This is a genomic window from Lachnotalea sp. AF33-28 (genome assembly GCF_003477885.1).
Taxonomy (GTDB): domain Bacteria; phylum Bacillota; class Clostridia; order Lachnospirales; family Lachnospiraceae; genus AF33-28.
Map to the genome: position 1 here is coordinate 1 of NZ_QUEE01000020.1, position 23,015 is coordinate 23,015.

Below are 23,015 nucleotides of genomic sequence, written 5' to 3' on the forward strand. Positions count from 1 at the left end.
GAATAAGTTCATAAGCGATATTTCTTGCTTACAAACTTATTATACGAGGAGGTCTCTTATGAAAAGAGCAAAAAGAATGCTGGCATTGGTTTTAGCCGTGATGCTGCTGGGTACATCTATGGCCGGGTGTTCCGGCAATGTTTCCGGTGAGAGCACTGGAAAGGAGGACACAGCAGGTACAGATGAAAAAAAGACAGAGGAATCTGTGCAGTCCGGAGGGACGGAAAGCTTTAAACTGACCGTACACAGTTCCGCATACCAGGGAGATTGGAATGACTACTGGATCATTAAGGAGATCGAGAAGCGCTTTGATGTGGACATACAGGTGGAGATGATATCGAATGACGTATGGAACGATAAACTGCCGCTTATGTTCGCGTCCGATGAACTGCCGGATTTTTTTCTCAATTCACTCACACCGGCCGATATTGTCACCTATGGTACGGAAGGGTATCTGCTGGATCTTAAGGATTACATAAGCGAGGATACGACGCCGAATATTTGGGCTGCCCTGGCGGAAACACCGGCTCTAAAGGCGGCGATTACGCAGACAGACGGTAAAATCTATTCCATATGCGGCGCGGATATGCAGACCAGGGAATTGGCGTTGAACCGGTTTTACATCAATACGGTCTGGGCGGGTATTACAATCAGGTCCCGGACATGATCGATATCTTCTATCCCATTCTGGCTGCCTTCGGTTTTACCTGCAGGGATGTGGAAACGATTGACGGGCGGGCCGCATGGGTTCCGGCAGAGGATAATTATAAGCATTTCCTGGAATATATGAATAAACTGTATGCGGAAGGCCTTCTGGATCCGGAGTACTTCACTCAGACTGAAGACCAGTCCAATGCCAAGAACACCAATCATCTTTACGGTGCCTACTGCTATTATGCCTGCTGGGTAAATCAGCCGGACGAGACGATCTGGAGGGAATATGACGGTCTGGATCCGATGGTTTCCGATTATAATGACACACAGATGTGGCCGGCTAAAGATGTAAACCAATGCGGCAATTTTATGATTACAAAGAACTGCGCAGATCCTGAGAAACTGATGGAAATCCTGGACTGGCTCTTCACGTTTGAGGCTGCTTTATCTACGGGGATCGGTTATCCCCTGGGCAGCAATCCTAAGAGAGCAGACTGCGGATATACCTATGAGTGGCTGGATGAAAAGACTCTTCAGACACACACCAGTTATCCGGAAGACGAGTACGACAACTACAGTAATTTCGCTTATGCGGAAGTGCACCCGGATTACGGTTATTTCCCGATGTACCGGACATACAGCGAAGCACGGTCGGATGCACCTCAGCAGTACCTGACGGAAAATATAATCAACCATTATGCGGATTATTATAAGGTGGGATGGCCCAGTACAATCAAGTATACGGCAGAAGAGGCGGATGAGCTGGCACTTATCACAACAGATATTGAGAGCTATACCGATGAGATGGTTACCAAAATCATTACGGGTGAACTGCCGCTGGATCAGTTTGATACCTTTCGCGAGGGTCTGAAGACAAGAAATCTGGACAGAATGCTGGAAATCCATCAGGCGGCATATGACCGCTGGGCAAAAACACAGGAATAGAAGATGCCCGTAAGAGGGGCCGTTCAATGGTAACGGTCCCTTTTTAAAGCGCTTTAACAGAATGAATGCAGAAAGGATGGGATACTGCATCCGGTATTCCGGTGCTGCTTTTATCTGGAGGATCTGCCCAAAAGCGCGCGGATCTATGCAGCGGCCTGCGGAATCTATGAGATCTATATAAATGGTGGGAAAGCCGGAGAAGAATATCTGTCGCCGGGCTATTATTCTTACGATCTATGGACTCAGTACCAGGTCTGGGAGGCGGAAAGCCTGCTGCGCACCGGTGAAAATGAAGTTGTGGTGGAGATGGGACCGGGGTGGTATAAAGGAAGATTCGGATATGACGGATTCCATGAGAATATCTACGGAGACCGAATGCTGTTTCTGGCCGAAATTATTATGACTTATGAGGACGGGAGAGAACAGGTGATTGGAACCGGTCCTAAATGGGAAGCTTCTTATGGGAATGTAACCGCAAGCAGCATTTATGACGGAGAAATTTTTGATGCGAGAATCAGACAGAAACGATGGTGGCCGGCAGAACAATTGAGCTTGCCTGTAAAAGGCTTAAGAGCGAGGAAAAATCCTCCGGTCCGTATAAAGGAAAGGCTGTCACCTGTGGCAGTGCTGCATACTCCGGCAGGTGAAACGGTACTGGATTTTGGCCAGGAGGTGACCGGATGGGTGGAGTTTCCTTCCACTCTGGCCTCGGGTCAATGGCTCCGGCTTAGGTTCGGGGAAATCCTGCAGGACGGATGCTTTTTCAATGAAAACTACCGGACTGCCAGGGCAGAATTCCTCTACTGCTCCGACGGATCGGAACGGACCGGAATTAACAAACTGTTTTCCAATGTACTCTGGAGCCAGCGGGACAATTTTCTGGATGTGCCAACGGACTGTCCGCAGCGGGATGAACGGATGGGATGGACGGGAGATGCCCAGATATTTTCGGGGACTGCGTCCTTTAACATGGACTGTCAGGCATTTTATGACAAGTTTATGACGGATCTATGGCTGGAGCAGAAGGCCGCTCATGGGGCGGTGCCGACGGTCGTACCGCTTCCCAAGTATATGACATGCAAGGACCAATACGGAAATAATACCTATGGCGTATCGCCCTGGTCGGATGCCGCTGTCATAATTCCGTGGAATCTATATCTGCATTACGGGGATTTGTATATGTTAGAGCGCCACTATAAAGCCATGAAGGCCTGGACGGATTACATAACCGATGTGGACCGGAAGAACGGAAACCGCCATCTGTGGACAACGGGCTTTCATTATGGGGACTGGCTGGCCCTGGATAACAGGGAGAATCTGGATTCACCCTTTGGAGCGACGGATGTCTGCTTTGTGGCGTCCGCTTATTATTACATTGACGCATCCGTCACCGGACTGGCAGCAGAAGCGCTTGGCTATAAGGCGGATGAAGCGTATTATAAAGCGCTCGCCAAGGAAATCAAAAAGGCATTTACAGATAAATACTACGGACAGGACCGAATCCTGGCGGATACTCAGACAGGGCTCTCCATAGCGTTAGTGCTTAAACTTTATCCGGAGGGAATGAGAGAGTATGTGGCGGAGAGACTGGTTGAAAAGCTGCATAGAAACAATGATCATTTGGAAACCGGCTTTGTGGGGACATATTTTCTGCTTCCGGCGCTGACGTTGGCGGGAGCAGGAGAACTGGCATATACAGTGCTGCTGCACGAAGATTATCCGAGCTGGCTCTATGCTGTCCGAATGGGGAGCACCACCATATGGGAGCGGTGGAACTCTGTCGGAGAGGATGGAAAACTGCAGGATCGGCACATGAATTCATTGAACCATTATGCCTACGGATCAGTGATGGAATGGCTGTACCGATATGGAGCCGGTATTTCACCGACGTATGCAGGGGCAGGTTTCCGTGAGTTTGATCTGAATCCTACTCCGGATCGAAGACTGGGATTTTTAAACGCTGCATAGGAATCCGCCTGCGGCCGCATAGAATCCTGCTGGGAGTATAAAGACAACGAGGTGCACTATCATTTTCTTATTCCGCCCGGTTCTAAGGCCTGCCTGAAGCTTCTCCATCATAAACTGGTCAAAGTGCAGATAAGCCATGAGGATAAAAGCAGTCTGCAGATGGAAAGGGTGGATGACGGTATTAGGATGTGCCTGGCTCCGGGACGTTATACCTTTATCTGCAGATAAAAAAAAGACCAATACATCATAAAAATGACCATAAAAATAAGCTGTACGCCTGTCCGGTACCAATGTTATAATTACGGTGCCGGACAGATGCCGTAACCCGGATCGGGGATGGGCAGCAAAGGGCGGGGAGGAAATTGTGTGAGAAGGACGTTTCGGTCGGAGCTGCTTAGGAAATATATCAGGATCAACTTTCTGGTGATTTTTCTGCCTATCATAATAGCCACGTCAGTATACTGGATGCTGATACAGAAAAATTATACGCAACAGTATCTAAGTACAATTGAATATACTTCTATGGAGCATTTAAGAGAAATCGAGGAGCTTATGAGCTCATTTAAAGCCACCTCCATGCAGATATCTTTTGATCTGGAGCTTACGCCCTATCATCTGACCAATTCAAGTTATGATTTTCACCAGGCTACCGAGAAACTCAGCTACTATTCAAAAGGATCACAGTATTTGGATGAACTGGCCATATACCTTAACGAGTCTGAAAAGCTCTATACGACAAAGGGGGCGGTGGATATCGATATCTTTTTATCCAAATCCTACCGTGCCGCAGGTGAATATACAGACTCAGATCTGCGTGCGCTTATTGAATCAAGGGAATACTTCGGCACTACATTGGAAGGACAGTATGTGCTTGGACCCAACTCCAGCCGTTACTGTGTCATCACATATCCGCTGGAAAGGATCAGCGGCCAGCCCTATGGCGCTTTGATCGGTTTTTACCGGGACGGAATGGAGGCGCAGTTTAAAGATGAAACGGACAGCGGGAAGAACAGTCATATTATCCTTCTGTGCACTGGCGCGATGCAGCCAGTGTATCTGGGGTTCCCGGATGGATACCGGCATCTGAAACAGGAGGAAACGGTGAAGACTGCTCTGGAGCAGCTGCATCGGTACCGGGAGGCGGGGGAAGGATATTATGAAGTGAGATTCGGTTCCAGTACCTTTATAGGAAAAGCGGTGCAATCGGATGTTAACGGCTGGTATTTGATCGATGTGGTAGAAAAAAAGTCCGTGTCACAGAACATTATTCTTCTGCAGCTGCCGATGATCATACTGGTGGCGGTCAGCCTGCTGGCGCTGACTGTTTTATTGAGTATCGTGCTGTCGGTATATAATTATCTGCCCATCCAGCGCCTGTACAGCCTGTTTGATAAGAAACAGGAGAAAAAGCAGAAAAAGAATGAGCTTTTATATCTAAATGATTTTATCCGGGAATTGATGGCGGAACAAAGCGATATCGAGGAACAGCTGGATGCCACACGCCATATCGGACGAATGGAGATAGTAAAGAGACTTCTTAGGGGCAATCTGGATCTGAATGCGGATACGGTCAAAAACCAGCTTGTCAGCCTGGATATCTCGCTGGAAGACGGATATATGGCAGCCATTGTGATCAAGATGAACAAGGACCATCCGAAAGGGTATACAGACCTGATAGGGAAGGTACTTTCCGATATAGCCAGGGAAGGGTTTTATCTGACGGATATGATATATAAGGATTATTACGCATTTTTGGCCTGTCCCGGGCAGGAAGAGGAAATCCCCATGTTTGCGGAAGAAATAATCAATTCCATAGGGGATGCTGCAGATTATCTGCGTATAGGTATCGGAAATGTCTACCGGTCAGTGGAAAGCCTGAAATTTTCTCTGATTGAGGCGATTATTGCTGTAGAAGGTTCGGAAGAAACCGTCTGCCGTTTTTCCTCAATCCCAACTAACCGCAATGAGGAACTGTATTGGAAACCTCTTGCAGGAGAAGCGAAACTAAAACAGGCCCTGCTTAAGGGAACGGCAGAAGATCTTGACGCAGCAGTGGATGAGCTGCATCAGGAGCTGCTGTATGTGGCGCAGTCCCATTCCGATACCGTGCTGCAGTTTGTGATGCACCGGATTTTTATAAGCCTGTTTGCGATTTCCCAGAGCGTAAAAGAAAACGGGGGAGAACGCTTCCTGCATTATACGGATGTGGGAGAGTTCTGCGATCAGCTTCAGTCCTACTGCCAGATGGAAATACAGTCTCAGGCAGCGAAGAAAGCGGCTTTGAGCGAGACAAGAATGCAGAATATTATGACGTTCATTGATGAAAATTATGACAGGCAGGAGATGTCACTCGCTTTTGTGGCCGATGAGTTCGATATAACCGGTTCCTATCTCAGCCGCATTTTTAAGGTATGTGAAGGCGAAAATTTTATTGATTATATAACCCGAAAACGCCTGGAAAAGGCAGCAGCCCTTTTAAAGAGCACGGATTATAGTATCATCCGAATTGTGGAAATGGTGGGATATTCGGATTCAGCCAGTTTTACCAGAAAATTTACACGTTACTATTATATGTCCCCGGGAAATTACAGAAAAGTGAACCGGGAAGTATAGGCTGAACGAGGCTGCCGAGGCTTTGTCTGCGAGCAGGCATGCGGAAAAATCTACAAAAAAACAAAGAAAATCAGGAAAAAGCCGTTGACACACCCCGGCAAGTGTACTATAATAAAAAGGCTGTTACGGCGAGTGACAGCCTTATTCATCTGGTAAAGAATGCGATACCAAAGCCCCGGAGGAGCATTTTTTCATAGAGAATTTGTCAGTAAATTCTATTGAGAATAATTAAGGAGGTCAACCAATGAAAAGTTTTATGGCTAGCCCATCAACAATTGAAAGAAAATGGTATGTAGTTGATGCTACAGGACATACATTAGGCCGCTTATCTTCCGAGATCGCTAAAGTATTAAGAGGAAAGAACAAGCCTACATTCACTCCGCATATCGACACAGGTGATTATGTAATCGTTGTTAATGCTGATAAGATCGAAGTGACCGGCAAAAAGCTGGATCAGAAGATCTATTATAACCACTCCGACTATGTGGGCGGTATGAAAGAGACCACATTGAGAGAGCTGATGGCTAAGAAACCTGAAAAAGTGATTGAATTAGCCGTTAAGGGTATGCTTCCGAAGGGACCTTTGGGAAGATCCATGATAAAGAAACTCCATGTATATGCAGGACCGGATCATGAGCAGCAGGCTCAGAAACCGGAAGCGCTGGAATTTTAATTAGGTCTGAAAGGAGGAAATCACAGTGGCTAACACAAAATTTTACGGAACTGGCAGAAGAAAAAAGAGTATTGCAAGAGTTTATTTAGTACCTGGCACAGGTAATATTACAGTCAACAAGAGGAGCCTGGACGAGTATTTCGGTCTGGAGACTCTGAAGGTTGTTGTTCGCCAGCCTCTGGTTTTAACAGAGACTGCTGATAAATTTGACGTTCTGGTGAACGTACATGGAGGCGGATTTACAGGACAGGCGGGTGCTGTAAGACACGGCATCTCCAGAGCTCTGCTTCAGGCAGATGCGGAATACCGTCCCGCGTTAAAGAAAGCAGGCTTCCTGACCAGAGACCCTCGTATGAAAGAAAGAAAGAAATATGGTCTCAAGGCAGCACGTCGTGCGCCGCAGTTCAGCAAGAGATAATCAATTATATATTATTTATGTTTGGAAAACCCACAAATGTCAAGTTTGTGGGTTTTTTTGATGCAATAAATATGGTATACTATATATAGTTAAGTTTATATAAAGTAAACTTTATATAGTAAAGAGTGAAACAGGAGGAGAATAAAATGCCGGAGATATCATTATTTTATGGAATCAGGGTGACGATGTATTATGATGACCATAATCCGCCTCATTTTCATGCAGAGTATAATGGAAATAAAGCAATAGTTGAAATAGATGGAGTAAGAGTAATAAAAGGCGCCCTGCCGTCAAAGCAGTTAAAGCTGATTTTGGCATGGTGTGTTTTGCATCAGGATGAATTGATGCAGAATTGGGAACTATCCAAAGATGGAAAGCCGATGAACAGAATTAATCCATTAGTTTAAGGAGGTAGCAGTATGTTTCCAAAGGTAGTGCAAGTAATACCCATGAAAGATTACTCTGTTTATGTATATTTTGAAGATGGGAAAATTGTACATTATGATATGTCCAAAATGATTGAGAAAGAGGCATTTCGTTCGTTGCGTGATATTGATATTTTTATAGATACCTGTACAGTAATGAATGATACTCTTGCATGGGACATTGGTAAGAACCGCGATAATAAGGCATGTCTGGATATTGACCCGGACACACTGTATGAATTACCGATGGCGGTGGAAAAGATAGCATAATATATGGTTTGGAAACAGTGTGCGCATATATGAACGTATATGGGTAACTAACACGTAACTGACAAATTGCTTAAAAACATCGTATTTCCGGTGTACGGAGTTCACCAAACGATAATTGCCTGGACAAACCGAATCAAAACAGGTCAAAAACCGCGGAACCATGCGGTTTCCGGGGTTTTTCTAGTTCGCCCAGCATGGGCGTAATCTAATCGGTGTAAGTCCGCAAAGTGCCCTGATAGTGGGAAACTTACAGCCAATGGCAAGGGTGTCCATCGTGAGGTGGAATCTGAAGGAAGCCGGACGGTAAACCTCTGGTCTGACGGACAGAAATCACATATAAGGCTTAGTATATCGGGTAAGGTTGCTGGACAAACTGAAGCCCCATAACTATCCGAAGGTATACTGGGTAAATGTGGCAGATAGGTGGAGGGAAAGATTACGCACCTTAACTGGGGAGGTCTGTATGGTACGCTTTGCAGAGTGATAGAATATTCACTCCTTAGTAACCCATGCTGTAAGGCATGGCTTAGCATACAGAAGTCAGTTCAAGTCGTAGTACCGAAGAAGCCTGTGAAAACAGATGGAGGAAAGGACTTGACGGTTGGGATAAGATAGACGCTATTTATCTGATACTTGACACGGTCGAAGGCAATTCCGGCGATTCCTGCAGGCAGAAAAGCTATCCGCTGGGGTACTATGAGATTTACGGGTATGGTATACCGGCATATTGATAATGAATAATACGGGATCCCAAATTTTGGAAGCTTACATATCAAAAATAAGTTTATTTGCGAGGTAATCAATAAGAGTGGATGTTTACAAGATAAAAAGAATATCTAATCATTAGATATGTTGATTTGGCATAAAAAATCCGCTATAATGGAAATACTGAAAGGGCGGATGAATAATGGAACTGCGTGTATTAAATTACTTTCTGATGGTGGCCAGAGAAGAAAATATGACAAGAGCATCCCAATTGCTCCATGTGACTCAGCCCACACTGTCGCGGCAGATCGCACAGCTGGAGGAGGAATTGGGCATCAAGCTGTTCACCAGAAGCAATCACAATATCAATTTAACAGAGGACGGCATGCTTCTGAAGCGAAGAGCGGAAGAACTCCTGACGCTGGCAGATAAAACCAAGCGGGATTTCATTCACAGTGAGGAAACCCTCACCGGTGAAATTACCATTGGCAGCGGGGAGTTTCAGAACACGCGCTTTTTATCCCAGATCATTGCCCTATGCCGCAAGCGATATCCTCAACTGCGTTATCGGGTCTACAGCGGCGATGCGGATAATATCCGCGAGCGGATCGAACGGGGCCTTCTGGATTTTGGCTTGGTATTGGAACCCATCGATATTCGCAAATATGATTTCCTGTCTGCCCCGATGAAAGAGCGATGGGGCATTTGGGTGCGGACGGATTCCATTCTGGCGAAAAAAGAAACGGTGGGGCCGAAAGATTTGGTAGGAATTCCTTTGATTGCCAGTGCAAATGAATTTGCACTGAGCGAATTAGGCAAATGGTTTGGAGAGTATTACCGGCAACTGGACATCGTGGCGACTGGAAATCTGTTATACAACGAAGCCATGTTTGCAAAAGACGGGATTGGTACGGTTCTTGGCATTGAGCTTGACTGTTCCTATGATTATCTTCACTTTATCCCCCTCTCTCCAGCGTTGGAATCCAGCTCCGTGCTTATCTGGAAGAAAGATCAGATTTATTCCCCTGCAGCCACTGCATTTCTTGAGATTGCAAAGAAATACAAAAAAGACATAACTGACAATAATAACTAAGCATTAGACATAACTATTCGAACGATATAAAATATAGGTGTTCCGAAAAGGAGCACCTATATTTTTTCTTTCTATATAAAGATTCACAAAGGAGTGAAAGCATGACGATCCATGAGGCAAGTGAGCGGTACAGTATCCCCATCGAGATCCTCAAAGAATACGAAAGCTGGGGATTGTGCGGCGAGGTAAAAAAGGTCATGGGCGCTTGGCAGTATGACGAGGAGGATATCAAACGGCTGAGCATGATCATGACGCTGCATGACCTTGGCTTCGATAATGAGGAAGTAAGTCTTTACATGCAGCTTATGTTGCAGGGGGAATCCACGAAAGCAGAACGCATGCGCATGATAGCAAAAAAACGTGACAATACGCTGGACGAAATCCATTTTAAACAAAAGCAATTGGATCGCCTAGATTATCTCAAATTCAATATGCAGAGAGCAAGAAAAGCTGATTAAGGAGGGAATCATCATGAAAAAGAATATTGGAACCGGGCTGGCGCTGTATCCCACCCCTTTGGCGGTGGTCGGACCATGGTGGACGGCAAACCCAACTATGTGCTGGTGGGGCATCTGGGCATCATCGGGCATGACCGCATCCTGGTCAGCCTGGCAAAGCCCCATTACATCAACCAAGGTATTAAAGAGACCAAGGCGCTCACCGTCAGCATCGTGGACGAGTCAATGCTGAAAAAGGCGGACTATGTAGGCTGCAGCAGCGGCAACAAAACCGACAAATCGGCGGTGTTCGCCTACCACACGTTAAAACCGGTGCTGTTCGAGATGCCCACCTATGAATATCTCCGCACAGGAGACATCATCGGCAAGTGCATGAGCTTTGGCAAGGAGTTCCGCCCAGACCGGAGCGGACCTGCTGGAGATCATACCCGAAACGCCCTATTCTGAGAATTACAACACGGTGGTGGATCAGGCGAAGGATGAAATCCGCCATGGCTATCATCCAACCATTAAAAAGGACAATGTGGACCTCAATTCCTACGATACGGTCTACCTGGGCAGCCCCATCTGGTGGGGAACGATGGCCCCACCCGTCATGATCTTTCTCAGCGAAAACGACCTTGACGGCAAAACGATCCTGCCGTTTACCACCCATGGGGGCGGCGGGCGTGGCGCCGAACAGGAGATTGCCGCTTGGATCAAACAAAATCAATTAGATTAAAAACAAATGAGAGGAGCTTAACCATGAAAAAAGTAATGACCCTGATGATAACGCTTGCCCTGCTGTTCACGATGGCGGCTTGTTCCAACCAAAATGCATCCCAGAGTGAGGATCCTTCCTCCTCCGCACCGCAGAGCAGTGAACCCACCTCCGAATCTTCACAGGCACCTTTTGAAACGCCTTCTTCCGAACCGGAGGACTCCGCGGCAAAGGCCCTGGTCGTGTACTTCTCCTGGTCCGGCAATACCGAGTCGGTAGCAAACGAGATTGTGGCCCAGACCGGCGCGGATGTATTTGAGATCACTCCGGCGACCCCCTATACCGATGACTACGACGCGCTTCTGGATATCGCACAGGAGGAGAAGCAAAACGACGCCCGCCCGGCTATCTCCGGCAGCATTGAAAATCTCGACCAATATGACGTGGTCTATGTGGGCTTCCCCAACTGGTGGGGCGATATGCCGATGATCCTCTACTCCTTTTTCGATGCGTATGACCTGTCCGGCAAGACGGTCGCCCCTTTTGTGACCAGCGGCGGAAGCGGGTTTTCGGGCAGCATCAACACAATGAAAACCCTGGAGCCAGACGCTACCATTGCAGATGGATTGTCCCTGGGCAGTTCGCAGGCGGCAAACCCCGGCAGCGCGGTAACAGAATGGCTCAGCGGCTTGGGCTTATCTGAATAGGAGGCGCTCAAATGAAACGATGCCTGACACTTATTTTATCACTGCTTTTGGCCTTTTCCCTGACGGCATGCAGTCAAGCTGAAAGCAGCGGAAACAGTGATCCTGTCTCCAGCACGCCAACAGCTTCGGAAGCTGACAAAACAGAAGTGCCTGAAAATTTTGTTTTGATCGAGGGCGGCAGTTTTCAAATGGGCAGCCCGGAGGACGAAGCGTGGCGCAGCGAGGATGAGGCGCAGCACACCGTGACGGTCAGCGACTTCTATATCAGCCAGTACGAACTGACGCAAAGCGAGTACCAGGCCGTCATGAATGAAAACCCCAGTAACTTTCAGGGCGATACCCTTCCTGTGGAGAGTGTGAGCTGGCTGGACGCCATCGCCTACTGCAATGCCCGCAGCGAACAGGAGAGCCTGACCCCAGCTTACACCGTAGACGGCCAGAGTGTCAGCTGGGACCGCAGTGCAAACGGCTACCGACTGCCCACCGAAGCAGAGTGGGAATATGCCTGCCGTGCAGGCACAACGACCCCTTTCTATATTGAAAACTCCCCCAGTGCGGAGAACACAAATTTTTACGGCCATTATCCCTATATGATCGAGGACAATTACTTTTCCCAGGGCAATCTGGAGGTACAACCGGGCGAATACCGCCAGACCACCGTCGCCGTGGGCAGTTTCGACCCGAGCCCCAACGGCCTATATGATATGTACGGCAACGTGGCGGAATGGGTTTGGGACTACTACGGGGCCTACCCCGCCGAGGAGCAGACTGATCCCACGGGGCCGGAGAGCGGCGCGCTTCGTGTCTACCGGGGCGGCGGATGGAACGACTTTGCCAAAAACCTGCGGTCGGCCTACCGTGCCACCATGGAGCAGGAGAAGGGCAGCTTTAATCTTGGTATCCGCCTGGTGCGCAACGCCGCGGCTGGTACCGGCAGCGTGTCTGGCATTGGGGCACAACAAGCAGGCGGATCGGGTGGCAAGGTTCTGATCACCTACTTCTCCTGGGGCGGCAATACCCGGGGCGTCGCCGAAGAAATCCAGGCGCAAACTGGTGCAGACCTGTTCGAGATCACTTTGGTAAATCCCTACTCCAGCGACTACAATACGGTGCTGGAGGAGGCGCAACGGGATCAGAATGCACAGGCGCGCCCGGAGCTTCAAAATCATGTAGAGAACATGGAGCAGTATGACACTATTCTGCTTGGATACCCCAATTGGTGGGCCTCTATCCCCATGCCAATTGCCTCGTTCCTGGAAGAATATGATTTTTCAGGCAAAACCATCATTCCGTTTTGCTCCCACGGCGGCGGGGAGTTTGGTCAGTGCCTGACGGCCATCACCAAACTGGTTCCCGACGCAAGGATTGGCGAGGCGCTGAGCATCCACTATTCCGGTGGAAGCAGTATGCCGGGCGATGTGAGCGACTGGCTGTCCGCCAACGGAATTGCAGGTAACTAATTAAAAACCATCAAAATAGTAAAGGAGAATTTCTTGTGAATAACAATCATAAATTTCCAAAAATCGCACTGGGTACCTGGTCCTGGGGCGTCGGCGCTGTCGGCGGCGATCGGGTGTTTGGCAATCATCTGGGTGAGACGGAGCTGAAAGAAGTCTTTGACGCCGCTATGGAAGCGGGCCTCAACCTCTGGGATACCGCCACCGTTTACGGCATGGGCGCTTCAGAGGATATCCTGGGCGCGTTCGCCAAGACCTATTCCCGCGAGGACGTGCTCCTCTCCACCAAATTCACCCCGCAGATCGCCGGGAATGAGGCAGACCCTGTGGCGGCTATGTGCGACGCCAGCCTGAAACGCCTGGGAGCCGACTCCATCGACGTTTACTGGATTCACAACCCCGCCGATGTGGAAAAATGGACCCCCGGCCTGGTTTCTCTGGTCAAAAGCGGTAAAGTGAAGCAGGTGGGCGTGTCCAACCACAACCTGGCCCAAATTAAGCGCGCCGAGGAAATCCTCAGCAAAGAGGGAGTTCACCTTTCCGCGGTTCAGAATCATTTCAGCCTGCTCTACCGTTCCTCCGAGGACGGCGGCATTCTCGATTACTGCAAGGAAAACGGCATCGATTTCTACGCATACATGGTATTGGAGCAGGGGGCGCTCAGCGGTAAGTATGATACGCAGCACCCGCTTCCAGAAGGCAGCCAGCGCGGCGACACCTACAATCCCATTCTGCCGCAGATCGAAAAGCTGATCGCCGCTATGCGTGAAATCGGCGAACAGCACGGCGTGGGTGCGCCGCAGGTCGCCATTGCCTGGGCGATTGCCATGGGCACCCGGCCCATTATCGGCGTGACAAAACCTTCCCAGGTGACCGACGCGGCCAAGGCGACCGGCGTTTCCCTGACCGCAGAGGAGATGGCGCAGCTGGAGACTCTGGCTAAAGAAGCGAATGTGGACACCAGAGGCTCCTGGGAAAATCCTATGGCGTAATTTTGCTGAAGGGAGAAGCGGCAGCTTTTGCCCGCCTCTCCCTTTTTTAATAAGAATTGGAGGATACAACAATGCCGGTTATTACATTTGAAGCTGCAAAGCTGACAAAAGAACAAAAGCAAGCACTGGTGAAAGGCTTCACGGAGATGGATATAAAAAGGCTTTCATAGAAAAAGGAATCGAAACATTTGTATCCCCGGCTGACGCATCGGATCAGGGCAGCTTAAAGGCGGCATTTCCCCTGAAACACATTTTGCGTCTGAAAAGATCGCGGAAACATTCTGGGAGTTGTATGAAACCCGCAGAAAAATAGAAATCCCTTACGAATAAAGAAATGGAGGAAACACAAATGGCAGTAAAACAAACGGCGGGTCGAAGAGACCTGGGCGATTTTGCCCCCAAATTTGCGCAGCTCAACGATGATGTCCTTTTTGGTGAGGTGTGGAGCCGGGAAGAAAAACTCTTGCTGCGGGACCGCTCCCTCGTCACGGTGGTGTCGCTGATGGCGCAGGGGCTTACCGATTCGTCTTTTCAGTACCATCTGATGACAGCCAAAAAGAATGGTATCACGAAAGAAGAGATCGCGGAAATCCTGACACAAGCGGCGTTTTACGCGGGTTGGCCCAAAGCCTGGGCTGCCTTCCGCATGGCAAAGAAAATCTGGGGTGAAGAAACCGCAGCCGATGCGGCCAGCGGCGGATTGTTTGGGCTGGGAGAGCCTAACGACGCCTACGCCCAATATTTCATCGGAAAGAGCTATCTGAAGATGCTGACGACAACCGGCGTTTCCATTGCCAATGTCACCTTTGAACCAGGCTGCCGCAACAACTGGCACGTCCATCATGCCGAAAAGGGCGGCGGGCAGCTGCTGCTATGCACCGAGGGCCGCGGCTGGTACCAGGAGTGGGGCAAAGAGCCGCAGGCGCTTACCCAGGGCGATGTTGTCGAGATCCCCGCAGGGGTGAAGCACTGGCACGGCGCGGCGGCGGACAGCTGGTTTACCCATCTCGCGGTGGAATGCCCCGGAGAAAACACCAGCAACGAGTGGCTGGAGCCGGTTGAGAATCATGAACTTTATACTGAAAGGACAGAATGAAAGAGGGTGCAAAATGCAGTACACAAAGCTTGGAAATTCAGATTTAGAAGTATCCCGCATATGCATGGGCTGCATGGGGTTTGGCAATCCGAACAATGGGCAGCACAGCTGGACCATCGACGAAGAGCACTCCCGCGAGATCATTCAGCAAGGTTTGGCGCTGGGCGTCAACTTTTTTGATACGGCCATCGGCTACCAGAGCGGCACCAGTGAGCAGTATCTTGGCCGAGCCCTCAAAGACTTTGCGAAGCGGGACGAGGTAATTGTCGCCACCAAGTTTATTCCTCGTACAGCGGAGGAAATTGAGAAGGGCATCACCGGGCAGCAGCATATTGAACGGTTGCTCGATAAAAGCCTTCAAAACTTGGGAATGGATTATGTGGATTTGTATATCTACCACATGTGGGACTATCAAACGCCTATTTATGAGATCCTCGAAGGGCTCAACAATATGGTGAAAGCCGGAAAGGTACGGTATATTGGCATCTCCAACTGCTTTGCGTGGCAGCTTGCCAAAGCAAACGCACTGGCCAAGGCAAACTGCTTTGCGGAGTTTGTTTCCATACAGGGCCACTACAACCTGATCTTCCGCGAAGAAGAAAGAGAGATGGCGCCGCTCTGCCAGGCGGACAATATCGCCATGACTCCCTATAGTGCCCTGGCGGGCGGACGACTCGCAAAGCACCCAGGCGAAACCTCAAAGCGTCTGCAAGAGGACAGCTACGCCCGGTTCAAATACGACGCCACCGCCCAGCAGGACGGCGTGATTATCGCCCGGGTGGCCGAGCTGGCAGAGAAGCGCGGTGTTTCCATGACGGAGATTTCTCTGGCGTGGTTACTGCAAAAGGTCACCGCCCCGGTGGTCGGAGCAACGAAGCCGCACCATATGGATGGGGCTGCCAAAGCAGTGGATTTGAGGCTGACGGAAGAAGAAACAGCCTATCTCGAGGAGCCCTATATTCCCCACAAGTTGGTAGGCGTGATGGCACAAAATACTGCGGCCACCGCAGGAGAAAAACATGTCTGGTCTACCGGCACTCAGGAAATATAAGCACTCAGGGTAATTGAGGAGGTAAAAAATGAAACCAAAAGCTGCAATCAAAATTGTAGTAGATGTCTTCATGACTCTGGCATTGCTCCTCCTGATGGGTTATCAATTTTGGGGAGACGCAGCGCACGAGTGGATCGGCGGTGGGATGCTGGTGCTGTTTATCGCACATCACATTCTGAATGCCGGCTGGTATAAAACTTTATTTAAAGGAAAGTACACGCCCATGCGCGTTTTCCAGTTTTGCGTGGATACTCTGGTGCTTATCGCCATGCTTGCGCAGATGTACAGCGGAATCACGATGTCGCGGCATGTATTCGCCTTTCTCCCTTTCGATGGCGGTATGGCCCCGGCAAGGCGGCTTCACATCCTGGGCGCTTATTGGGGCTTTGTGCTGATGAGCCTGCATCTGGGAATGCACTGGAGTATGTTTATCGGACTTGCAAAAAAGCATCTCAAGAACCCCTCCAGAGTTATCTCTGTTTCCACCGCCCTCGCAGGCGTGCTGATTGCAGCCTATGGCATATTTGTGTTTGTGAGGCGTGATCTCCTTACTTATCTGCTTCTGCAAACAGAGTTTGTATTTATGGATTTCAGCGAATCCAAGCTGTTGTTCTATCTTGACTATCTTGCTATGATGGGCCTCTTTATCTTTTTAGCCCACTCTTGCTCGAAAATTTTGAGAAAGTTCGGAGCTAAGCACAAAAAGGAGATGCCCTTCACCGGAAGGCAATGTATTCTGGATAAAACGGAGTGAAATGGAGCAATATCCCCTCGCTCACGATATGCGTGAAATGCTGCCTATCTTCGATGATGACGCCAAAAGCGAGTTCTATTACTTACCGAAAAAAGAAGATGGCTCCTATAAGATTCTATAAAATATGTGAGGAAAGGCGGTCAGGATAATGGAAATACTGCAGCGTGAACTGGTGTATCTCTGGTATTATTTCAGCGTTCAGCTGGAACAGATCTTCCCATACTGGATTCTCGGTATGCTTCTGGGGTCAGCGGCATCGGTGTTTCTCAAGGACCGGATACATACTGTGTTTCGTTCTCTTGGGGACAGAAAGTTGGGCGTTTTGGGCATAGCCGCTTCTTTTTCCAAAAGCGGTATCAAGGATGACTGGCTGGCGGCCTTTATGATCACAGGTCCGGCTACCAAAATCACCAACCTCGGCGCTGTTAAAATCGTGCTCGGATTGAAACGGTTTCTTTTATATCTGGCTTATGTCATGGTGTTTGCCCTGTTCACCGGGTGGATCACGAATTTGCTTGTGTAAACAAAAATGAAAATAAAGGGGAAATTGAAATGAGTAACACAATGGTTCAAACAATGGAAAGATCCCGTTTATCACTCAAAACACAAACGCTGGCAACCATCGTCGCAATCGTCGGCGCAGTCGCGGTTCCCCAGCTTTTCCACGCCATGGGGCGGTATCCGGTCTGGGGACGGCTCTTGGTGAGACCTTCCTGCCCATGCACCTGCCGATTATTTTGGTAGGCCTTTTAGCGGGTCCGTATGCCGGACTGGTCTCTGGTGCTCTCGGACCTCTGTGCAGCTTTGCTCTCTCCGATATGCCGGGCCTTGTCATGCTGCCGTTCATGATGATCGAGCTGGCTGTGTATGCCTTTGGGAATGAGTCGATTCGTATCGCCTCCATCTGGAACAGTGTCGTAACAGGGCTTCCCGGCCTCCTCCTGCAGAGGAGCTTGCTGCCGCTTATCGTGTTCTGGGTAAGTGCGTCACCAGCTACGCGACCGTTATGGACGTATCAGTGACATGGAGTATGTGATCTATGAACAGCCCCAGGATTTGATTCTGGAAAACATCGAATATGATTTTCTTAAACAGCGGTTTGGAACCTACTGTGAGGATTTGGAGGAGATCGTGGAGCTGATTGTGGAGACTGTCTGTGCCAAGCGCAAGATCACCCGGATCGCTGGCAGCGACTTTCCCCATGAGGTGGTCCGTTCCCGCTTTTTAAAACTGGACAGCTCACATATTGAGTTTGTCATGGACAGCTTGAAGAAAAACACCACGGAAATCCGTAATATGAAGCAATATCTGCTGACGGTGCTGTTCAATGCACCCACCACGATCAACAACCACTACACCTCACAGGTCAATCACGATATGTATGCAGGCGGCTGGTAAACAGCCGTTTTTGCTGCCCGGAAAGGCCGGGAGAAAGGATTTTGCCATGAAACGACCTCTTGCTTACATCACAGCTCCTTGGAGTAGCAGACAGTATGAGAATGCAGAGAATGCCGTCAGCTACTGCCGCCAGGTGTATGACGCCGGATATTCACCGGTCTGCCCGGTGCTGGTTAAGGAGTGCAACAAGGTAAAGATTTTTTACTGTTTCCTTTAGGGCTACATTCGCACATCACGGTAGTACAAAAGGAATAGGAAGATGAAATATATTTGTAGACAAACATTCGGCGTGGTGTTATCTTGGTGGGTGATAGGAATTTTATTAGAAAATGAGATGAAAAGAAATTTATTCGAGCTTTTTGCATAAAAAATGCAAAATAAAGCAGTAAATATTGACTTGAGCATTTTTAGCTGTTATAATGGTTGCTGAAAAGGCGAATACTGAACATAGGAGGTATTCATTTATGTTGATTCAGTTTACAGTTGAAAATCACAGGTCGATAAAGAATAGTGCCGTAATCAGTTTTGCGGCCTCCAAGGATAAGTCATTTGAAGAATATCTGCTTCATCCTGACGCAAAAAAGACCTTGCTGCCTGCGCTTGCGATTTACGGTGCCAATGCTGCCGGAAAGAGTAATGTGCTGCACGCGATGATGACAATGAAAGAAATGGTGGTAGGCAATGCAGCGAAGGCATCTAAGGGACAAAAGCTGCCGTGGGAGCCATTTGGTGGCATGAAGCAACCGACTACCTTTGAGATCGTGTTTATTTATCAAGGGATTCGTTACACTTACGGTTTCTCTTTTGATGCAAAAAAGATTTATAAAGAGTATCTTTTTCATTGGCCCAATGGCCGGGAGGCTCTGATTTTTTCCAGAGAAGATGGCGTATTTGAGTTCCGTGAAAATGTCAATGAGCAAATGACGCTAAGCAACCGGACACCGGACAATAAGCTTTATCTGGTATCCTCCAATGACTGGAATCTGCCTCAGACGGAAAATGCTTATCAGTGGTTTCTTGAAAAGTTGACTTTGTTGATGGAAGAAGAACCGGCCACCTCAGAAACCGTTGCTCAGATTGCCAGTGGCGATGATAAAAAGGCACGTATCTTAAAGGAGCTGCTTCTTGCTGATCTTGGAATCACCGATGTTGCAATCAAGAATAGTTCAGGTAAAGCACCGGTTATTACAACGACACATCGGATCATTAACGAGGATGGGACAACAGAATATTTCCAGCTTTTAATGGAGCAGGAGTCTGCCGGTACACAACACTTTTTCACCCGAATTGGGGGATGGTTGCAGGCACTTGAAAATGGCGCACTTTTGGTCGTTGATGAAATTGAAGATAGCCTTCATCCCCTCCTGACCAGGCGGTTGATTGAAATGGTGCAGGATAAGACCGTCAATACAAAGGGAGCGCAGTTAATCTTTACAACACATGATGCAATGCTGCTCGACCTGAACTTTTTCCGCAGGGATCAGATTTGGTTTGCAGAAAAGAATGATAAGACTTGTGCAACAGAGCTTTACTCATTGGCTTCTTTCTCACCAAGAAAAGGAGAAAATGTGCGTAAGGGGTATCTCCAGGGGCGCTTTGGTGCGATTCCTTTTATTGGAGGTGACGCCGGATGAGTAAGATGAGAAAAGAGTATAATCCAAATAAAGTCGCACGGCGTAAGCGTAAACCGATCATCTATATCATCTGTGAAGGAAAGGAAACAGAAACGCTTTATTTCAAACATTTTCGTTCACGGAATTGTCTGGTGGATATTATACCGATCTCATCAAAGCACAAAGCAGCTGAGCATTTGGTGAAACACGCAAAATCTTTGATTTCTCAAGCGGACTATTATCCCAAAGACGGAGATCAGCTTTGGTGTGTATTTGACTGCGATGATAATAGAGATTCGGAGCTTCAGGCGGCAGTTTTGTATGCAGAGAAGCACGGGTATAAAATCGCATATTCCAATCCGGCCTTTGAATATTGGTATTTGCTCCATTTTGAGAAACGGAATGGATATTTGAAGGATTCTGCTGCGGTAATCGACATCTTAAAGAGCAAAGGGTATCTGGAGAATTACGGAAAAAGTGTGGATGTTTTTGAAGAATTGCAGGGACATCAGGCCAAGGCCATTCAATACGCAAAAGAACGGGTGGAGCGATTAAGCAGGGATCAAGTTGCTGTGATTTGCCGCGACAGCAATCCGGTAACAACGGTCTATGAACTGGTTGAGTTCTTGAATAGTCAGAGAACATAAATTACTTTAATAGTATATTATGGAAGGAAGCTGTCCCTTCAGCGATTGAAATTCGTTGAGTGGCAGCTTTCTTATTACAGTATAAGGTCTTTCATAAGGCTGCGAAAATGCCAGACAGTGACTGGCATTTTAATTTAGCAGACGCTGTCTGTTAAATTGAGGAAAGAAAACCTGATTTTTTCGGAATTTACTTTTGAACTAATATGGATTATGATATTAGTGCGAAACCGTATCAAGATGGTTCAAAAACCCCGGAAAATCAAGGCTTAATAGTGACAAGTAACTATTTGGCTACGAACAGGGACAGAAAAACGGCGTGACCGAAAGGTCACGCCGTTTTTCTGCGTCCGTAGATTGATGCAGATTGATTCTGCAATACCCACAATTTAAAAATTGACAAACCGGTCTGAAAATGCTATCCTAATTAAGACTGATCGGTCTGATTAATGACATGAAGGGAGATTCAATGAAACGAGAAGAAAAATCAGAGCTTACAAGGGAACGAATTCTTCAGGCAGCTATAGAAGAATTTGGAACGAATGGGTATGACGCTTCAGCGTTGAACACAATATGCAGCAAAAATGGAATTTCCAAAGGCTTAATTTATTATAATTTTGTCGATAAAGATGACCTTTATTTGGCATGTGTTTCTCGATGTTTTTCCAAAGTAACTGAATTTTTGGAAGCACAGGATGTTCAAGATGATTTGGAAAAATATATGACTATGAGGTTTCAATATTTTTCGGAGCATCCTCATCATTCCAGAATCTTCTTTGAGGCCATGTTGCAGCCTCCCCAGGCACTAAGAGAAAAGATTCGAGAGCTGAGGAAAAATTTTGATTCGTTCAATCGTGGAATCTATCAAGTGGCATTATCAAAAATGAAAATGCGTGAAGGTGTAACAGAAAAAGATGCAGTTGATTATTTTGAAATCCTGCATGAGATGTTCAATGGGTATTTCGGCAGTCCAGCGTATGCAGGTAAAGATTTTGAGAATTTAGTGACTGACCATGAAAAATGGCTGTCCAAAATGCTGAATTTTATGTTATATGGTTTAGTAGAGGGGAGAATAGATAAATGACAGTGGCAGTATTAATTTTGCGGCTTTTAGCTGCAATCGTTTTGGCTTTTATTGCTGGTAAACTGGTTTCTAAATTGAAGTTACCTTCCATTCTTGGATGGTTGATTGCCGGTATGATTTTAGGTCCGCATGCGGTTTCCCTGGTTAATCAGGAACTTTTGGACACCGTGTGGTATCAGAGTATCATGCATATTCTGGAATGTGGTGTTGGTTTAATGATTGGTACCGAGCTCGTTTGGAATAAAATTAAAAAGTCTGGACGAGCGATAGTTATCACAACATTAACCCAGTCTTTGGGTACTTTCTTAATTGTGTCACTGGTATTCGGCATCGTGTTCTGGCTTTCCGATATCCCTCTGTATTTGGCGTTCCTGTTTGGCGGCATTGCTTTGGCAACAGCTCCGGCTCCGGCCCTGTCCATTGTAAGGGAATTTAAAACAAAGGGGCCGGTTACCTCGACTTTGATCCCCATGGCAGCACTGGATGACATCGTTGGCTGTATTGTGTTCTTCAGTACAATTGCTATTGTGGCAGGCAATTTATCTGCTGGAGATCTGCCGGCATATATGATTGCACTGGTGGTGCTTTTGCCTTTGATCATTGGCGTAGTTACCGGTTTGCTGGCGGGCGTTGTTCTGAAAAAGGAGAGAAACACACCGGCTACATTAGCACTGCTTGGTATCACAATTCTGATAGCTTCGGGCGTTGGGTTCCTGTGCAATAGTTTGCTGCCTCGACCGGTGCTAAACTTCATGCTGATTGGTATGGCTTTTTCCGCCACTTTCTCGAATATGATCTCAGAAAAACGTCTGGAACAGATCATGAAAGGTTTCAACCCAATTCTTGGTGTGGCGATGATAATTGTCATCTTGAATTTGGGCGCACCGTTGGATTATCATTTGATTCTCGGAGCTGGATTGTATACAGCGGTATATATTCTCTCCCGTGCATGTGGTAAATATTTTGGCGCTTTTTTCGGTGCGGCAGTTACCAAATCCCCGAAAACCGTTCGTAATTTTCTTGGATTCACTTTGTTACCTCATTCCGGCGTATCCTTGGTCTTTACTGGCATTGCAGTAGGTGTTTTAAGTACTCCTGCTCCGGAATGTGCCCAAATTATTCAGGGAACAATTGCTGCGGCTGCTGTTATTAATGAAATCATTGCGTTTGTTATGGCTAAAAAAGGCTTTGAGTGGGCAGGTGAATTTAATAAGGACGATGAAACTGTCAAAGATGAAGTACAGATACAGTCTGCAGCTTCGTAACCAACTATCACGATTAGTCGTCAGCATGGTGC

24 protein-coding genes and 2 pseudogenes are annotated in these 23,015 nt (G+C 47.7%); all 26 read left to right on the forward strand.

All coding sequences use genetic code 11. From position 1 onward, the window contains the following. Positions 1–58: 58 nt before the first annotated feature. The 26 genes and pseudogenes from DWZ56_RS20815 (at position 59) to DWZ56_RS20945 (ending at position 22,983) form a co-directional block, all read left to right on the forward strand. Complete coding sequence (locus DWZ56_RS20815; protein ID WP_118558536.1) at positions 59–667, forward strand: extracellular solute-binding protein; 609 nt, start codon at positions 59–61, stop codon at positions 665–667. Then, positions 664–1,599 carry a hypothetical protein gene (locus DWZ56_RS20820; RefSeq protein WP_118558537.1) on the forward strand — a complete coding sequence of 312 codons (936 nt, stop codon included), beginning with the start codon at positions 664–666 and terminating at the stop codon, positions 1,597–1,599. Before DWZ56_RS20815 ends, DWZ56_RS20820 begins: the two co-directional genes overlap by 4 nt. A 123-nt stretch (positions 1,600–1,722) precedes the next feature. Then, the gene (locus DWZ56_RS20825) at positions 1,723–3,567 is read left to right on the forward strand and encodes a family 78 glycoside hydrolase catalytic domain (RefSeq protein WP_330424933.1); all 1,845 of its coding nucleotides are present in this window, start codon (positions 1,723–1,725) and stop codon (positions 3,565–3,567) included. 15 nt (positions 3,568–3,582) lie between these two features. Next, positions 3,583–3,795, forward strand: a pseudogene (locus DWZ56_RS23870) (hypothetical protein); the annotation flags it as partial. A gap of 138 nt (positions 3,796–3,933) precedes the next feature. Next, positions 3,934–6,180 carry a helix-turn-helix domain-containing protein gene (locus tag DWZ56_RS20830; protein ID WP_158584681.1) on the forward strand — a complete coding sequence of 749 codons (2,247 nt, stop codon included), beginning with the start codon at positions 3,934–3,936 and terminating at the stop codon, positions 6,178–6,180. A gap of 244 nt (positions 6,181–6,424) precedes the next feature. After that, positions 6,425–6,853 carry a 50S ribosomal protein L13 gene (rplM, locus tag DWZ56_RS20835; RefSeq protein ID WP_118558541.1) on the forward strand — a complete coding sequence of 143 codons (429 nt, stop codon included), beginning with the start codon at positions 6,425–6,427 and terminating at the stop codon, positions 6,851–6,853. Between the two features lie 25 nt (positions 6,854–6,878). After that, on the forward strand, positions 6,879–7,271 hold the full coding sequence (gene rpsI / locus DWZ56_RS20840; protein ID WP_118558543.1) for a 30S ribosomal protein S9: 393 nt from the start codon (positions 6,879–6,881) through the stop codon (positions 7,269–7,271). A gap of 146 nt (positions 7,272–7,417) precedes the next feature. Continuing rightward, on the forward strand, positions 7,418–7,678 hold the full coding sequence (locus tag DWZ56_RS20845; RefSeq protein ID WP_118558545.1) for a DUF4160 domain-containing protein: 261 nt from the start codon (positions 7,418–7,420) through the stop codon (positions 7,676–7,678). Between the two features lie 12 nt (positions 7,679–7,690). Next, complete coding sequence (locus DWZ56_RS20850; RefSeq protein WP_118558547.1) at positions 7,691–7,966, forward strand: DUF2442 domain-containing protein; 276 nt, start codon at positions 7,691–7,693, stop codon at positions 7,964–7,966. Positions 7,967–8,873: 907 nt separating this feature from the next. Then, positions 8,874–9,764 carry a LysR family transcriptional regulator gene (locus tag DWZ56_RS20860; protein ID WP_118558548.1) on the forward strand — a complete coding sequence of 297 codons (891 nt, stop codon included), beginning with the start codon at positions 8,874–8,876 and terminating at the stop codon, positions 9,762–9,764. A gap of 101 nt (positions 9,765–9,865) precedes the next feature. Further along, the gene (locus DWZ56_RS20865; RefSeq protein WP_118558549.1) at positions 9,866–10,222 is read left to right on the forward strand and encodes a MerR family transcriptional regulator; all 357 of its coding nucleotides are present in this window, start codon (positions 9,866–9,868) and stop codon (positions 10,220–10,222) included. Positions 10,223–10,297: 75 nt separating this feature from the next. Continuing rightward, a complete protein-coding gene (locus DWZ56_RS20870; protein ID WP_243095409.1) occupies positions 10,298–10,669 on the forward strand; it encodes a flavin reductase family protein in 372 nt (123 codons plus the stop codon). Further along, positions 10,602–10,943 (forward strand): flavodoxin, encoded by a 342-nt coding sequence (locus tag DWZ56_RS20875; RefSeq protein WP_118558551.1) that lies wholly within the window; start codon positions 10,602–10,604, stop codon positions 10,941–10,943. The genes DWZ56_RS20870 and DWZ56_RS20875 overlap by 68 nt, the downstream gene beginning before the upstream one ends. Positions 10,944–10,966: 23 nt before the next feature. After that, positions 10,967–11,629, forward strand: a complete 663-nt coding sequence (locus DWZ56_RS20880; RefSeq protein ID WP_118558552.1) for a flavodoxin — start codon at positions 10,967–10,969, stop codon at positions 11,627–11,629. An 11-nt stretch (positions 11,630–11,640) separates the two neighbouring features. Then, a complete protein-coding gene (locus tag DWZ56_RS20885; protein WP_118558554.1) occupies positions 11,641–13,089 on the forward strand; it encodes a flavodoxin in 1,449 nt (482 codons plus the stop codon). Between the two features lie 35 nt (positions 13,090–13,124). Then, positions 13,125–14,078, forward strand: a complete 954-nt coding sequence (locus DWZ56_RS20890) for an aldo/keto reductase (RefSeq protein WP_118558555.1) — start codon at positions 13,125–13,127, stop codon at positions 14,076–14,078. Positions 14,079–14,427: 349 nt separating this feature from the next. After that, positions 14,428–15,174: a carboxymuconolactone decarboxylase family protein gene (locus tag DWZ56_RS20895; RefSeq protein ID WP_118558556.1), complete on the forward strand. Its 747-nt coding sequence runs from the start codon at positions 14,428–14,430 to the stop codon at positions 15,172–15,174. Between the two features lie 13 nt (positions 15,175–15,187). Beyond that, a complete protein-coding gene (locus tag DWZ56_RS20900) occupies positions 15,188–16,225 on the forward strand; it encodes an aldo/keto reductase (RefSeq protein WP_118558557.1) in 1,038 nt (345 codons plus the stop codon). A 28-nt stretch (positions 16,226–16,253) separates the two neighbouring features. Beyond that, complete coding sequence (locus DWZ56_RS20905; RefSeq protein WP_118558559.1) at positions 16,254–16,979, forward strand: DUF4405 domain-containing protein; 726 nt, start codon at positions 16,254–16,256, stop codon at positions 16,977–16,979. 148 nt (positions 16,980–17,127) lie between these two features. After that, entirely contained in the window at positions 17,128–17,502 is a 375-nt protein-coding gene (locus DWZ56_RS20910; protein ID WP_330424930.1) for a hypothetical protein, read from the forward strand. Between the two features lie 458 nt (positions 17,503–17,960). After that, a pseudogene (locus DWZ56_RS20920) lies at positions 17,961–18,377 on the forward strand (DUF6017 domain-containing protein); the annotation flags it as partial. A 46-nt stretch (positions 18,378–18,423) separates the two neighbouring features. Beyond that, complete coding sequence (locus DWZ56_RS22810) at positions 18,424–18,594, forward strand: hypothetical protein (protein WP_158584682.1); 171 nt, start codon at positions 18,424–18,426, stop codon at positions 18,592–18,594. A 247-nt stretch (positions 18,595–18,841) separates the two neighbouring features. Beyond that, positions 18,842–20,011: an AAA family ATPase gene (locus DWZ56_RS20930; protein WP_118558565.1), complete on the forward strand. Its 1,170-nt coding sequence runs from the start codon at positions 18,842–18,844 to the stop codon at positions 20,009–20,011. Beyond that, positions 20,008–20,637 (forward strand): RloB family protein, encoded by a 630-nt coding sequence (locus DWZ56_RS20935; protein ID WP_118558567.1) that lies wholly within the window; start codon positions 20,008–20,010, stop codon positions 20,635–20,637. Before DWZ56_RS20930 ends, DWZ56_RS20935 begins: the two co-directional genes overlap by 4 nt. 466 nt (positions 20,638–21,103) lie before the next feature. Continuing rightward, positions 21,104–21,718 (forward strand): TetR/AcrR family transcriptional regulator, encoded by a 615-nt coding sequence (locus DWZ56_RS20940; RefSeq protein ID WP_118558569.1) that lies wholly within the window; start codon positions 21,104–21,106, stop codon positions 21,716–21,718. Continuing rightward, the gene (locus DWZ56_RS20945) at positions 21,715–22,983 is read left to right on the forward strand and encodes a cation:proton antiporter (RefSeq protein WP_330424931.1); all 1,269 of its coding nucleotides are present in this window, start codon (positions 21,715–21,717) and stop codon (positions 22,981–22,983) included. Before DWZ56_RS20940 ends, DWZ56_RS20945 begins: the two co-directional genes overlap by 4 nt. Positions 22,984–23,015 lie beyond the last annotated feature (32 nt).

What these genes read in the sequence shown, in the direction of transcription:
- DWZ56_RS20935 (WP_118558567.1), top strand. Translation starts at nt 20,008, where the DNA reads ATGAGTAAGATGAGAAAAGAGTATAATCCAAATAAAGTCGCACGGCGT.
- DWZ56_RS20895 (WP_118558556.1), top strand. Translation starts at nt 14,428, where the DNA reads ATGGCAGTAAAACAAACGGCGGGTCGAAGAGACCTGGGCGATTTTGCC.
- DWZ56_RS20930 (WP_118558565.1), top strand. Translation starts at nt 18,842, where the DNA reads ATGTTGATTCAGTTTACAGTTGAAAATCACAGGTCGATAAAGAATAGT.
- rplM (WP_118558541.1), top strand. Translation starts at nt 6,425, where the DNA reads ATGAAAAGTTTTATGGCTAGCCCATCAACAATTGAAAGAAAATGGTAT.
- DWZ56_RS20885 (WP_118558554.1), top strand. Translation starts at nt 11,641, where the DNA reads ATGAAACGATGCCTGACACTTATTTTATCACTGCTTTTGGCCTTTTCC.
- DWZ56_RS20905 (WP_118558559.1), top strand. Translation starts at nt 16,254, where the DNA reads ATGAAACCAAAAGCTGCAATCAAAATTGTAGTAGATGTCTTCATGACT.
- DWZ56_RS20865 (WP_118558549.1), top strand. Translation starts at nt 9,866, where the DNA reads ATGACGATCCATGAGGCAAGTGAGCGGTACAGTATCCCCATCGAGATC.
- DWZ56_RS22810 (WP_158584682.1), top strand. Translation starts at nt 18,424, where the DNA reads ATGAAACGACCTCTTGCTTACATCACAGCTCCTTGGAGTAGCAGACAG.
- DWZ56_RS20860 (WP_118558548.1), top strand. Translation starts at nt 8,874, where the DNA reads ATGGAACTGCGTGTATTAAATTACTTTCTGATGGTGGCCAGAGAAGAA.
- DWZ56_RS20945 (WP_330424931.1), top strand. Translation starts at nt 21,715, where the DNA reads ATGACAGTGGCAGTATTAATTTTGCGGCTTTTAGCTGCAATCGTTTTG.
- DWZ56_RS20870 (WP_243095409.1), top strand. Translation starts at nt 10,298, where the DNA reads ATGGTGGACGGCAAACCCAACTATGTGCTGGTGGGGCATCTGGGCATC.
- DWZ56_RS20845 (WP_118558545.1), top strand. Translation starts at nt 7,418, where the DNA reads ATGCCGGAGATATCATTATTTTATGGAATCAGGGTGACGATGTATTAT.
- DWZ56_RS20820 (WP_118558537.1), top strand. Translation starts at nt 664, where the DNA reads ATGATCGATATCTTCTATCCCATTCTGGCTGCCTTCGGTTTTACCTGC.
- DWZ56_RS20910 (WP_330424930.1), top strand. Translation starts at nt 17,128, where the DNA reads ATGGAAATACTGCAGCGTGAACTGGTGTATCTCTGGTATTATTTCAGC.
- DWZ56_RS20940 (WP_118558569.1), top strand. Translation starts at nt 21,104, where the DNA reads ATGAAACGAGAAGAAAAATCAGAGCTTACAAGGGAACGAATTCTTCAG.
- DWZ56_RS20850 (WP_118558547.1), top strand. Translation starts at nt 7,691, where the DNA reads ATGTTTCCAAAGGTAGTGCAAGTAATACCCATGAAAGATTACTCTGTT.
- DWZ56_RS20900 (WP_118558557.1), top strand. Translation starts at nt 15,188, where the DNA reads ATGCAGTACACAAAGCTTGGAAATTCAGATTTAGAAGTATCCCGCATA.
- DWZ56_RS20815 (WP_118558536.1), top strand. Translation starts at nt 59, where the DNA reads ATGAAAAGAGCAAAAAGAATGCTGGCATTGGTTTTAGCCGTGATGCTG.
- DWZ56_RS20880 (WP_118558552.1), top strand. Translation starts at nt 10,967, where the DNA reads ATGAAAAAAGTAATGACCCTGATGATAACGCTTGCCCTGCTGTTCACG.